This window comes from Legionella maioricensis, from assembly GCF_023618015.1.
Lineage (GTDB): Bacteria > Pseudomonadota > Gammaproteobacteria > Legionellales > Legionellaceae > Legionella > Legionella maioricensis.
This window is the reverse complement of the sequence record NZ_JAJKBJ010000018.1, coordinates 1-12,978: the sequence shown is the minus strand read 5'-3', so window position 1 is coordinate 12,978 and position 12,978 is coordinate 1. Positions and strand designations below refer to the sequence as shown.

Here is a 12,978-nt window from a genome sequence, read left to right as displayed (position 1 = left end):
TGATGCTGGAGAAAGAGGGTTCAATTAGTTTTATTAAGGATGACAGGTATTCCTATGGAGCTTAACGAGACAATAAAAATCATCGGTTTAATCGTTGCGATATTTATTCCCATTTTTCTCTATGACCAAATGATTAAAAGGGTTGTTAAAAGCTCAAATCGAAAGCTGTGGTTTGCGGGCGGCATCTTTATTTTTTTTAGCTTGCTATTAATGTACTCCCCCTTTCCCCTTCTTGCTTCTGAAAGAACTTTAAACACAGCTACTATAAAAATTATAATTCAATGCTGTTGGTGGTTATCCCTTTATTTATTGATTAATCAATTATTGGAGCACTGGTTATGGAATACTTTTTTTCTCCGTAAGGGCATTGTGGTAAGCAAGATTTTAAGAGATTTGGTTTCTTGTGTTGTGTTCCTATTTATTATCGCGGCTATTATTCATTTTGTTTTCTTTAAGTCGGCTTTTGGACTATTTACGGCTTCTGGTGTATTGGCCATTATTTTAGGTTATTCAGCGCAGGCCATGCTGAATGATGTTTTTGCAGGTCTTGGACTCAATGCATTAAAACAATTTAGTGAAGGGGATTGGATAAAAATTAATAATGCTTTGACTATTGGTTCATCTCTAAAAATTAGTGATAATTTTACCTCGGGGCCTATAGGTATGGTCATCGATATGAATTGGCGCTTTGTTAACTTGCTGACTCAAGATAATAATTATCTTTCCATACCGAATTCATTGGTTACAAAACTTCAGATAATGAATCTTTCAAAACCTGATCCAGTACATGGGGTACTGCTTCTGATTCCATTACAAGATCAAATTTCTCCAGAGCAATTTAAAAAAATTATTCTCTCAGCGGCTCATCAATCCTCAAAAGTAATGCGTGAGCCATCACCTGTGGCGACCCTTTCTGAAATAAAGAATGAGGAGTATCTCTATAAGTTAGTTTATTATACTAAAGAGATGAATGAGAATTTGGTTAATGACGAGATATTATCTATTGTATGGTATCAATGTCGCCGAAATCAGATCAGGATCAGCTCTATAGATTTAATACAACCTGTAGAGATTCTCTCTCCAGCGGTTCTGGAGGGTTTTTTACTAAAAACTGATTTATTCAGTTCACTAAACTCTAATGAGATCTCGCTACTCGCCGCAAACGCTCTCTGCCATTATTACGGTCCTCCAGAGATGGTGCTGGAGCATGGGCAGAAAAACTCTTCTTTATTTATTATTTATAGAGGCAATATTGATGTTTATATTTCTAATGAAATACAACCAGAAAATTTTGTAGCCACTTTGAGTGATGGGCAATATTTTGGTGAGATGTCGCTTTTAACAGGAGATCTGTGCAGTGCGTCAATGGTTGTCAAAACAGAAAGTACCGTGATAGAGATAACTCATAGCAATATTAAAACATTGTTCTCACAAAAACCTGAATTAATTGAGAAAATGAGTGAAATTGTTCTCGCCAGGAAGCTTCTTAATAAAAACATCAGTGCTTTAAAATCTCAGAATAAGAATAAAGAACATGCAACGCTTATTGATCGCATGGTTAATAAAGTCCGTCACTTTTTCAAGCACACAATTAATGAGTGAAATAAACACGCCGTGATAGCAAAAATCAAAAGCATTAATGAATAACTGTATTGACAATAATAGATTGAGTAAAGAATAATCTCGTCCTATAAAATCATGAAGTTATGCTCTATAAATTAAATAAATAAGGGCGCAGCTTGGTTTTTAAAGTAAGTAAGGTTTATTAATCAAAAGGCAATAGGCTCTGCTTGTTGTAGTGGCTTTACTATTGAATTACAACAAGGAGATTTTGCGTTGCAAAGTAGTTGTATTAAAAAAATCATTTGTCTCTTCATTCTCTTGTTGTTTACTAAAACAGCAATGTCTTCAGATTCTGACCGAATTCGTAAATTAGAAAAACGTATTGCCGCATTAGAAAAAAAAGAACGCAAAATGGAAAAAAGAAAACCTCTCGATCCGGTTTTGGCTCTTCCTCAGGTTAATGTGCGCGATAAATATGATACTGCACCAATATACAATCAGGACTTGGCCATATTAAAAATGCGGCAGGAATATTATAATAAATTAAAGCAAAGTCATATTCAGCCTTTACCTTATCCTCGAATTGAATTAGGAGGATCAATTATAGGTTTGGGCACGGTGCGTAAGCCGCCGAAGGTGCCGCCAAGAAATGGTAAAACTCAAAGCGACCTCAATTTGTCAGGGGCCAATTTAAATCTTACTGCAGAAATAATGGATTCATTATTTGGGACTATGAGGATTAGCTATAATCCCAATAGTGCTGAAAAATTTGATGAAACAGTGATTACCACACGAGTAGCCAATTCATCCATTTTCTTAAATACTGCTTTCCTCACTTGGGGGAATTTAAATCGATTTCCTCTCTATCTCTCTGGGGGACAGATGTTTCTTCCTTTTGGTGAATATGGTTCTTCTTTATTATTTGCCCCCTTATCAGCACGCATAGGCCGTTTTAGAGAACGTCCAATCCTGCTTGGTTTTCAACAGCCAGGAACTAAAAATGGGTTTAATGCCTCTATTTTCGTATTTCAGGGGGATGCATTCACAAGTCAAAAAAATGGTGTTATCAATAATGCAGGCGCCAATTTGGGCTATGTATTAGAAAATTCATATTTTAAATTCAGTACAGGCATTAGTTACGTCCAGAATATAGCGGATTCAGGGGGGATGCAAAATACGGGAGCATCCACTATTGTTACCGATGCTGGAGAATATGTAGATAATGAGTTTTTGGATTTCGAAGGAGCCCGCAACAGAAGAGGTGGATTCTTGGCTTTCCGTGGATTTGGAGCAAGAGAATTATTGGTTCATACGGTACCAGCATATGATACCCGTGCAAAACTACGCATCGATCCGCTTCATCTGGCCTTTTATGGTGAGATTGTCCAGACTACACGGCCATTCGCTTTTGAAAACCTGTCGTACAATGATTTTGGTGCTCGCCCCTCTGCATGGAATTCTGAAGTAAGCGTCAATTTTACTCTTTTTGATAAAAAAACCTCTATCACTGTCGGTTATGGAGAATCAGCAGAAGCTCTTGCATTAAATCTGCCTAAATCCACCATTGGCGTTTCGTTAAACATTAGGGTTCAGAAATATGTATCCTTATCCGTGGGGCATCAATATGATAAGGCTTATCCTCTGGGAGATAATGCCAGTGGGCAATTATTGCCGGTTGCCTCTACTCGTTTCCTGGGGACGACAACAAAAACCACAACAGCTCAAGTGAATGCTCGATTCTAGAAATTGTTGGCATGGGGATTTACATGAGGCATTGGAATAAATCGTGAGATGAAACAAATTTAAGAAACTCTTATACCTCACGTTGATTTACGGTATTATATTTTTTTGGGGGGTATTCTCCTGATTTAAGGTTTGCACTAATCGTTAAATGAGCTTAAATAATTTTAACAATGCATACTATCTTATATAATCAACTGTATAAAAGGTAAGAATTAACAGTGTTTCATAAGGGACTGCGGCAGATGGATGCTTTTTACTCAAAAATAAATGCCGCTATTATTATTGGACTGTGTGCTATTTCAAGCGCTTGCATGGTGGGGCCTAACTTTCGTTCTCCTCCCCCCCCTCAAGTTGAGAGATATACTGAGACGCCTCTGCCTAAAAAAACGGTACGCAGCCAAAGCGCAGGGGGTAATGAGCAGACTTTTGTAACTAATGAAGATATTCCCATTATCTGGTGGGAGCTTTTTCATTCTCAATCCATTAATCAGCTCATTCAGGCAGGATTAGCCAATAATCCAAGTTTGGCTTCCGCTATAGCTGCTTTACGCCAGGCGCAAGAAAATGTAAAGGTGCAGATAGGTAACACACTTTGGCCGGCTTTTAATACGACCAATTATGCCGAAAGACAACGATATTCTTTTACTTCAATTGCTAGTGGTGATGAGGCCGTTACATTTAACTTATATAACGTTACGGCTAATGTGTCTTATACTTTAGATGCTTTCGGCGGCTCTAGGCGCGCTATTGAATCCCTACGAGCTCAAGCGGACTATCAACAATTTTTGTTAATTGGAGCTTATCTCACTTTAACCTCAAATATTGTGACTACCGCGATAAGTGTTGCCTCTTATCAAGATCAAATTGATGCGACTTTAGAGTTAATTAAAGTAGAAGAGGTTGTACTTGATATTTTAAATAAACAATATCGCTTAGGTGGGATTTCTAATGCTGATGTGTTAACACAACAAACAACACTTGAGCAGACAAAAGCATCACTACCTCCGTTACAAAAAAATTTATCATTGGCCAAACATTCATTGTCAGCACTGGTGGGTAAATTTCCCGATGGGCCTTTACCAAAAATTGATCTTAATAGTTTAAGGTTACCCTCTAATATTCCCGTAAGTTTACCGTCCAATTTGGTGCGTCAGCGGCCAGATGTTCGTGCTGCAGAAGCAACGCTTCATGCTGCTTGTGCTCAGATAGGAGTGGCTACGGCAAATTTACTTCCTCAATTTACCCTGACTGGAAGTTATGGATGGCTTAATACCTCATTGACGAATTTGTTTACTCCTCAAAATGTGGTATGGAATATCATAGGACAGGTCGCTCAGCCTCTTTTTAAGGGGGGCGCTTTATTTGCTGCTCGCCGTGCGAAAATTGCAGCGTATCAACAGGCAGACGCCGAATATCGGAAAACAGTATTGCAAGCTTTTCAGAATGTGGCCGATTCCTTACGCGCTTTAGAAACCGATGCCCGTACTTTGCAGGCACAAGCATTGGCGGAAAAGGCCGCGCGTCAAGCCCTTAATTTAACTTTATCCCAATACCGGCTGGGGGCCACTAATTATATTAATTTGTTAAACGCGCAACACCAGTACCAGCAAACGCGAATCAACCGTATTCAAGCGCAAGCGGCTCGATATAGCGATACTGTAGCCTTGTTTCAATCGCTAGGCGGAGGATGGTGGCATAAGCCATGGTGTACGGAACAGTGTGGGTAACGTTGGGGGTTTATTTAAGACCTTGAGATAACTGACATTTATTATGTCTTTGAAGAGCGAGATTTTTCTTGAAAAAACCAATGATAAAGATGTTAATTGGCGTAGGAATTCTGTTCACCCTTGTTTTTGGTTGGAAAGGATTCAAGGCGATTATGATAAAAAGGTATTTGGCATCAGTACAAGCTCCGGCCGTTACTGTTTCCACAATGAAAGTAAGTCCATTAAGCTGGCAACCCAAGTTGAGATCAGTAGGGAGTTTAAGAGCCCAACTTGGTGTTAATGTGACCACCGAACTCCCAGGAATGGTGCAAACTATTTCCTTTACTCCGGGTGCTGTAGTAAAAAAAGGGGATTTGCTGGTGCAATTAAATGCCGGAACAGAATTGGGGCAATTGCATGCATTACAATCGCAAGTCCAGCTTGCAAAAATTACCTATGAGCGAGATAAAGCCCAATTTAATGTTCATGCTGTGAGTAAGCAAACGGTTGACAGCGATGAATGGAATCTCAAAAATCTTACGGCTCAAGTGGAACAACAGGCCGCAACAGTAGATAAGAAAACCATTCGTGCTCCTTTTTCAGGACATTTGGGAATTAATAATATTAATCCGGGGCAATATTTGAATGTCGGAGATACCATCACCACTTTGCAAGCCCTGGATCCTATTTATGCTGATTTTTCTCTACCTCAGCAAGCTTTGGCAAAACTGCAACTTGGGCAAATAGTTAATGTGGTTACTGATACTTTTCCCAAACAAATCTTTAAAGGAAAAATCACTACTATTCAACCCGCAGTAGATACCGCGACGCGTAACGTGCAAGTGGAAGCAACTTTACCTAATCCGGAATTTAAACTTAAGCCGGGGATGTTTGTACAGGTTGAAGTTGATGCTGAGAAGCCACAAAATTATCTTACCGTGCCGCAATCAGCCATTAGTTTTAATTCTTATGGGGATATTGTTTATATTGTTAAAGACAGTGGTAAAAAAGACAGCAAGAACCAGCCAATACTATTAGCGAAGGAGGTTTTTGTCACTGTAGGTGATTCGCGCGGCGATCAGGTTGCAATTTTAAAAGGGCTACAAGCTGGCGACATTATTGTGACTAGCGGTCAGCTTAAACTCAAAAATGGCAGTACCGTTATCATCAATAATAAAATACAGCCTAGTAATGAGGCCACACCTAAAGTACTGGAAAAATAATTAAGGATTGCACCCATGGCGTTTACGAATCTTTTTATCAAGCGACCAGTACTGGCAACTGTAATCAGTTTATTTTTGTTGGCAATGGGTTTACGTTCTATTGGTTCATTACCGGTGATGCAATATCCGTTTACTGAAAATGCCATTGTTACAGTGACCACAACCTATACGGGGGCTGACCCTGACGTGGTGGCTGGTTTCATTACCACTCCCTTGGAAAATTCAATTGCCCAAGCAAATGGCATTGATTACATGACTTCATCCAGCACCCCTAGTACCAGTACCATCATTGTTAACTTATTGCTTAATTACGATCCGCTTAAAGCATTATCTGATATTACTACCAAGGTTAATGCGGTCCTTAACCAGTTACCTAAAAACTCACAACAACCAGTGATTACAGTATCCGTGGGACAAACTATTGATTCAATGTATATCGGTTTTTATAGTGACCAATTACCCATTAATAAGATTACTGATTATATTATTCGAGTGGTTCAACCAAAGCTGCAAGCGGTAAATGGCGTACAAAAGGCGGAAATATTAGGGAATCAAACCTTTGCACTGCGCGCCTGGTTGGACCCTGTCAAATTAGCGGGTTATGGTATTACTCCGGCCGAAGTGGGGGCTACATTAGCGAGTAATGATTTTATTTCCGCGGTAGGGCGTACTGATGGGCAAATGTTTATTCAAAATCTTACAGCGAGTACCGATCTTAGAAATGTGAATCAGTTTAAAAAAATGATACTTAAATCAAAAAATGGGGCCATCATCCGTTTGGAAGATGTAGCCAAGGTTGATTTAGGTGCACAAAATTATAATACAGCCGTAAGCTTTGATGGAAAGCGAGCAGTCTATATAGGTATAATAGTTGCACCTTCTGCCAATCTTTTAACCGTAATCAATGATATCAAGAAAATATTTCCAACCATCCAGGAACAATTACCTCAGGGGCTGAAAGGGAAGATAGTTTATGATGCAAGTCTCTTTGTTGACTCATCAATACGGGAGGTGATCACCTCTTTGATGGAAGCTTTTTTAATTGTGACAGGGGTTATTTTTATCTTCTTAGGCTCAATTCGTTCCGTTATTATTCCACTTGTTGCAATCCCTTTATCGATTATTGGTACTTTTTGGGTGATGGTAATTCTTGGCTACTCCATCAATCTCTTAACTTTACTGGCATTAGTACTAGCAATAGGGCTAGTAGTTGACGATGCGATTATTGTCGTTGAAAACGTACAACGACATATCGAAGAAGGCCAGAAGCGACTCCAGGCTGCTTTATTGGGTGCACAAGAATTAGCTGGACCTATTATTGCAATCACAGTAGTTCTCATTGCAGTTTATGTTCCAATCGGTTTTATGGGCGGGCTAACTGGAGCGCTTTTTACCGAGTTTGCATTTTCTCTGGCGGGAGCTGTTACCGTTTCTGCAGTTATTGCATTAACCCTTTCACCGATGATGTGTTCTAAATTGCTCAAAGAAGGCGTTGAAAGTAAGAAAAGTAAGTTTATGGAGTATGTTGATAAGAAATTTGCAGCCTTAGAAGAGTTTTATAAAAAAGGCTTGGCAAGTACTTTAAATTATCTACCCGTGGTTGCCGTCTTTGCCGCAATTATTTTAGCCAGTAATTATTTTTTATTTGTTACTTCAAGTTCAGAACTGGCTCCCCAAGAAGATCAGGGAATCATTATTGCGCAAATAACGGCTCCGGCAAATGCATCTTTAGCACAAACCCATCTGTATTCAGAACAGGTCAGAAAAATTTTTGAAAAATATCCTGAAATAGACCATACATTTCAGGTCGATGGCAACCCAAGTCTTAATCAGGCTATTGTCGGTATGGTTCTTAAGCCATGGGAGCAACGAAGCAGAAGCAGTAATGAGCTGCAACCTTTGTTACAAAAGGAGCTCAATAAGATCGCTGGTGCAAAAATCGCAGCTTTTCAGTTACCGTCTTTACCCGGGGGAGGCAGTGGTCTTCCCATCCAGTTTGTTATTACGACCACTGAAAGCTTTAAGAATTTAAATACGGTTTTACAAACGTTTCTGGATAAAGCCAGACAGAAAGGTATTTACGCTTATATCGATCCGGATTTGAAGATTGATCAACTGCAAACAAAAGTGATGCTCGATAGAGATAAAATTTCTCAGTTTGGATTAACCATGCAAGATATTGGTAATACCTTTGGTTCTGCATTGAGTGAAGGATATATTAATTATTTTAACTATGATGGTCGTTCTTATCAGGTTATTCCGCAAATGGAGCGTGCTGATCGTTTGAATACGCACCAAATATTAGATTATTACATCAAAAACTCATTAGGAAATATGGTACCGCTTTCAACCGTTGCTACATTGGAAAGGCAAATTGTTCCAGAGTCTTTAAATCATTTTCAACAACTTAATTCTGCAACCGTCTCTGCAGTTGCGTTCCCGGGAGTTACAATGGAGGAAGCTTTAACAACGTTTGCTAATCTGGCTAAGGAAGTACTTCCTGATGGGTATTATATTGATTATGCATCTCAATCAAGACAATTTATTCAAGAAGGTGCGAGTTTGGTTGTTACCTTTTTCTTTGCATTAATTATTATCTTTTTATCATTAGCCGCTTTGTTTGAAAGTTTCCGTGACCCCCTAATTGTGATGATCAGTGTGCCAATGTCGATTTGTGGCGCCATGATTTTTGTGAGTCTTGGTATTGGTGACGCAACCCTTAACATTTATAGTGAAGTAGGGCTGGTTACTTTAATCGGATTGATCAGTAAACACGGTATTTTAATTGTTCAGTTTGCCAATGAATTGCAGCAGGCGGGTAAAAACAAATTGGAAGCGATTAAAATGGCTACAGCCATTCGATTTCGTCCCATTCTGATGACTACTTTTGCGATGGTTCTTGGGGTTGTACCTCTTATTATTGCTACCGGGGCTGGAGCCGAGAGTCGATTTAATATAGGTCTTGTTATCGCTACCGGCATTTCTATTGGTACTTTATTTACTTTATTTGTTGTGCCGGCCATTTATATGTTGCTTGCTGAGGATCATCTTAAAAAAACTAAAGAAGAGGCTACATCTTAGGGAGCACTCATGATATGGCTAGTGAGTTTTGTGGTTTTGCAGAAGAAACATGTCATAATAAAAGCTTTTGACGTTGATGCTGTAGATTTTATTAGGAAATATAATGCACACGAAGTCTTTTGATTATTTAAACTACTTTCTTCATCCAGACAAAATGGTCAATACTATTTATGCTTTATGCTTGATTGTTCTGGGATACTTTATTTCTAAACGTTTGAGCATCTTCACTGAGCGAGTATTATCAAAACGATTTACGCGTCATCAGACCATGTTGATTAGGCGTTTCATTTTTTATTCTATTTTTGCTATTTTTGCGGTTACCAGCCTTCAGCATGTAGGTTTTCAACTCAGTGTTTTATTAGGTGCTGCAGGGGTTTTTACTGTGGCCATCAGTTTCGCCTCGCAAACCGCCGCTTCAAACTTAATTAGTGGTATTTTCTTATTATTCGAGCATCCTTTCAAAGTGGGGGATACTGTTGAGGTGAAAGGTATTACTGGGGTCATTGATTCTATTGACTTATTGTCTACGAAGTTGAAAACCTCTGATAATAAATTGGTTCGTATCCCTAATGAGGCAATGATAAAGTCAGAGATTACCAATTTAAGTTATTTTTCAACTCGTCGCCTTGATATCATTGTCGAGGTTGCTTACGACTGTAATATTACCCAGGTAAAATCAATGTTAATGGACATAGCTGAGCAGAGCGAGTACGTTTTAAAAGATCCAGTTCCTAATGTGACTATTAACAATTTTGCCAATTCTGCTGTGGAATTAAAATTCATGGTTTGGGTCTATACCTCTGAGGTCTCTACTGCCCGTAATATTTTACAAGAAACAATTAAACAACAATTTGATAGTGCAGGCATAGAAACGCCAGTACCTCAATACATGGTTCAAAGGGTACCTGTATAATAATTGAGTCGATATTCTGTCATGACGTTAATTAAAACAAAAAAGGAACTTTATTATGACGCAATCAACAGTAGGGCAATTTTGTTGGAATGAATTAGCAACTGCAGACTTGGGTAAAGCCAAAGATTTTTATAGTAAGGTTTTTGGTTGGCAGTTTAAAGAGATTCGTTCTGATGACATGACCTATACCATTATAAAATTGAATGATAAGGACATAGGCGGTATTTGGCAAATACCAACAGAGCAACAAAATCAAATTCCCCCACATTGGATGGCCTATATTTTAGTTACAGACGTTAAAAAGGCATTAGAAAAGGCCAAACAACATGGTGCTCAGGAAATAAAAGGAGTTACTGCAGCGGGGGACATGGGACGTTTTGCAATTATAACTGATCCTTCTGGTGCTCATTTAGCTTTATGGGAATCGTTGAGCAACTAATAAACAGAGATAAAAACACAGCCTTAAAAAATGCAGATTTTAAATTTGCATTTTTTAAGAGAAGTTTGTTGTTTCAACTACTGATGGAGCATGTTTTTTGAAATACCGAACGGACTCATTGCTGCAGATATCTGGGGCGTTTTCTATAATAAGATACCATGCTATATATTTTAATTTTAGTATATAGTTCAGCATTGACCGGGTTTTAGTGATGGATGTGTTTGCTTTTTCACTGGAGAACGACTAAACCTATAGAGGTATCAATAACATTAAAAGTAATAAGGATATTAACATGGATTTAAATAAACGAATTGAGCCAGAAACATGGGCTTTCATAGAGAAAGTACAAAAGGCAGGCGGTAAACCATTATATGACCTTCCTGTGGAGGAAGGACGGGCTATTTTTGATAACTTACAAGCCTTGTCTTCTGAGCAACCGGCTGTTGATGTTGAAGATCATAAGCTTCCTGTTGGTCCGCAAGGACAAGTGAGTGTTCGTATTATTCGCCCTAAAGGCGCAAAAGAGACATTACCTGTAGTCATGTTCTATCATGGTGCTGGCTGGGTTTTTGGAAATTATAAGACACATGGCCGTCTGGTTCGGGAAATTGCGGTCGGGGCTCATGCTGCTGTTGTATTTGTTAATTTTACTTTAGCTCCGGAAGCTAAATATCCAACCCAATTAGAAGAAGCTTATGCCGCAACCAAATACATTGCGGAACATGGCAAGCAATTTAATCTGGACACTTCTCGTTTTGCTGTTGCTGGCGATAGCGTAGGAGGGAACATGACTATTGCCATGACGTTGCTTGCAAAAGAGCGTGGCGGTCCTAAAATCAATTATCAAGTACTTATTTATCCCGTAACTGATGCAAATTTTGAGAACGGTTCCTATAAAGAATTTGCTGAAGGTCCTTGGTTAACCAAAAAAGCTATGGAATGGTTCTGGAATAATTATTTACCTGACAAAGAGAAAAGAAAAGAAATCACTGCCTGTCCATTGAAGGCTAGCGTGGAACAACTTAAAGGATTGCCTCCAGCGCTTGTTATTAATGGCGAATGTGATGTGTTACGTGATGAAGGCGAAGCTTATGCTCATAATCTAAATGCAGCTGGAGTGAAAGTCACTGGAGTCCGGTTCCATAGCACCATCCATGACTTTTTGATGTTAAACGATATTGCCGATACTCCAGCATGCCGTACTGCAGTAGAAACCGTTATTGAACATTTAAAGGCTGTATTTGCGAAGAAAAGCTAACGCATTTTTTGACTAGCATCGGATGCGATGCTAGTCTTCCCATCATTCTATTCAAGAATTTGATTGCAAGGTTTTTGATGTAGAAGGTTTGGTTGTTCCAGAATCAGATTCTTTATTAGCAGCAGCTTCTGGTAACAGCAAGAAGATTAGTGTGGCTAAAACTAAAAGCACAATTATAATAATTAATTTTGGGTTAGTACTCATATAGTTTTCCTTATTATCAATATCATCACCGAGCATCAGATACCATTCATAATATAGAACATATTTTGAAAATATTTTGGATTATTTTACTTAAGATAGTATTCATCATACGTTTTCTTTATCGCCTTCCAGTTTGATTGAATCCATTCAATCAGTTCGCCAATAGGTTTATACTTAAGTACATAAAAATAACCAATATAACAATGAGAGGGATTTTCTATGAGCTCAATTTCAAATGATGGCATCAAACAGCTTTTTTCTGAAGCAAGAACATATCGTGATTGGTTACCCAAAGAAGTAAGCGATCAACACTTAAATGAAATTTATGAGCTCATGAAATGGGGACCAACCAGTGCCAACCTTTGTCCGGGCCGATTTGTCTTTGTGAAAAAGGGACCAGAAAAGGAAAAACTAATTCAATGCCTTGATCCAACCAATATTGATAAAGTCAAAGCAGCCCCGGTAACCGTTATTATCGCTCAAGATCTGGAGTTTTATGAATGCATCGATAAACTCTATCCTCAGGGCATGGGGTTTCGGGACTTGTTTGCTTCAAATAAGGAGCTTGCCGAGTCGACAGCATTTCGCAATAGTTCCTTACAAGGCGCCTATTTTATTATGGCTGCACGTACTTTGGGTTTTGATTGTGGCCCTATGTCAGGCTTTGATAATAAAAAACTCGACGAACAATTTTTTGCTGGAACGACCTGGAAGTCAAACTTCATTTGCAATCTTGGCTATGGCAATAAAAACTCACTTTTTCCACGTTTACCTCGGTTAAGCTTTGACGAAGCATGCAAGATTCTCTAATTTCTTTGCTCTTCTATCATTGATTTAAGCTTCTTTAC

General features: G+C 38.7%; 10 protein-coding genes. 9 read left to right on the top strand and 1 reads right to left on the bottom strand.

Annotation, left to right across the window (positions count from 1 at the left end; translation table 11 throughout):
- Positions 1–54 precede the first annotated feature (54 nt).
- From LOX96_RS13145 to LOX96_RS13110, 8 genes are all read left to right on the top strand, one after another.
- Positions 55–1,602, top strand: coding sequence for a mechanosensitive ion channel family protein (locus LOX96_RS13145; RefSeq protein ID WP_250422617.1), 1,548 nt, complete (start codon positions 55–57; stop codon positions 1,600–1,602).
- A gap of 234 nt (positions 1,603–1,836) precedes the next feature.
- On the top strand, positions 1,837–3,306 hold the full coding sequence (locus LOX96_RS13140; protein ID WP_250422621.1) for an LbtU family siderophore porin: 1,470 nt from the start codon (positions 1,837–1,839) through the stop codon (positions 3,304–3,306).
- Between the two features lie 242 nt (positions 3,307–3,548).
- Positions 3,549–5,033, top strand: coding sequence for an efflux transporter outer membrane subunit (locus LOX96_RS13135; protein ID WP_250422623.1), 1,485 nt, complete (start codon positions 3,549–3,551; stop codon positions 5,031–5,033).
- 80 nt (positions 5,034–5,113) lie between these two features.
- Positions 5,114–6,235: an efflux RND transporter periplasmic adaptor subunit gene (locus LOX96_RS13130; protein WP_250422625.1), complete on the top strand. Its 1,122-nt coding sequence runs from the start codon at positions 5,114–5,116 to the stop codon at positions 6,233–6,235.
- A 15-nt stretch (positions 6,236–6,250) separates the two neighbouring features.
- Entirely contained in the window at positions 6,251–9,316 is a 3,066-nt protein-coding gene (locus tag LOX96_RS13125) for an efflux RND transporter permease subunit (protein ID WP_250422628.1), read from the top strand.
- 103 nt (positions 9,317–9,419) lie between these two features.
- Positions 9,420–10,229, top strand: a complete 810-nt coding sequence (locus LOX96_RS13120) for a mechanosensitive ion channel family protein (protein ID WP_250422631.1) — start codon at positions 9,420–9,422, stop codon at positions 10,227–10,229.
- 55 nt (positions 10,230–10,284) lie between these two features.
- Positions 10,285–10,668: a VOC family protein gene (locus LOX96_RS13115; protein ID WP_250422634.1), complete on the top strand. Its 384-nt coding sequence runs from the start codon at positions 10,285–10,287 to the stop codon at positions 10,666–10,668.
- 292 nt (positions 10,669–10,960) lie between these two features.
- Positions 10,961–11,926 carry an alpha/beta hydrolase gene (locus LOX96_RS13110; RefSeq protein ID WP_250422636.1) on the top strand — a complete coding sequence of 322 codons (966 nt, stop codon included), beginning with the start codon at positions 10,961–10,963 and terminating at the stop codon, positions 11,924–11,926.
- Between the two features lie 51 nt (positions 11,927–11,977).
- On the opposite strand, the gene LOX96_RS13105 is transcribed toward LOX96_RS13110, so the two are convergent.
- Positions 11,978–12,130, bottom strand: a complete 153-nt coding sequence (locus LOX96_RS13105; RefSeq protein ID WP_250422638.1) for a hypothetical protein — start codon at positions 12,128–12,130, stop codon at positions 11,978–11,980.
- A 219-nt stretch (positions 12,131–12,349) separates the two neighbouring features.
- Between LOX96_RS13105 and LOX96_RS13100 the strand changes: the two genes are divergently transcribed.
- Positions 12,350–12,940: a malonic semialdehyde reductase gene (locus LOX96_RS13100; protein ID WP_250422639.1), complete on the top strand. Its 591-nt coding sequence runs from the start codon at positions 12,350–12,352 to the stop codon at positions 12,938–12,940.
- Positions 12,941–12,978: the final 38 nt, after the last annotated feature.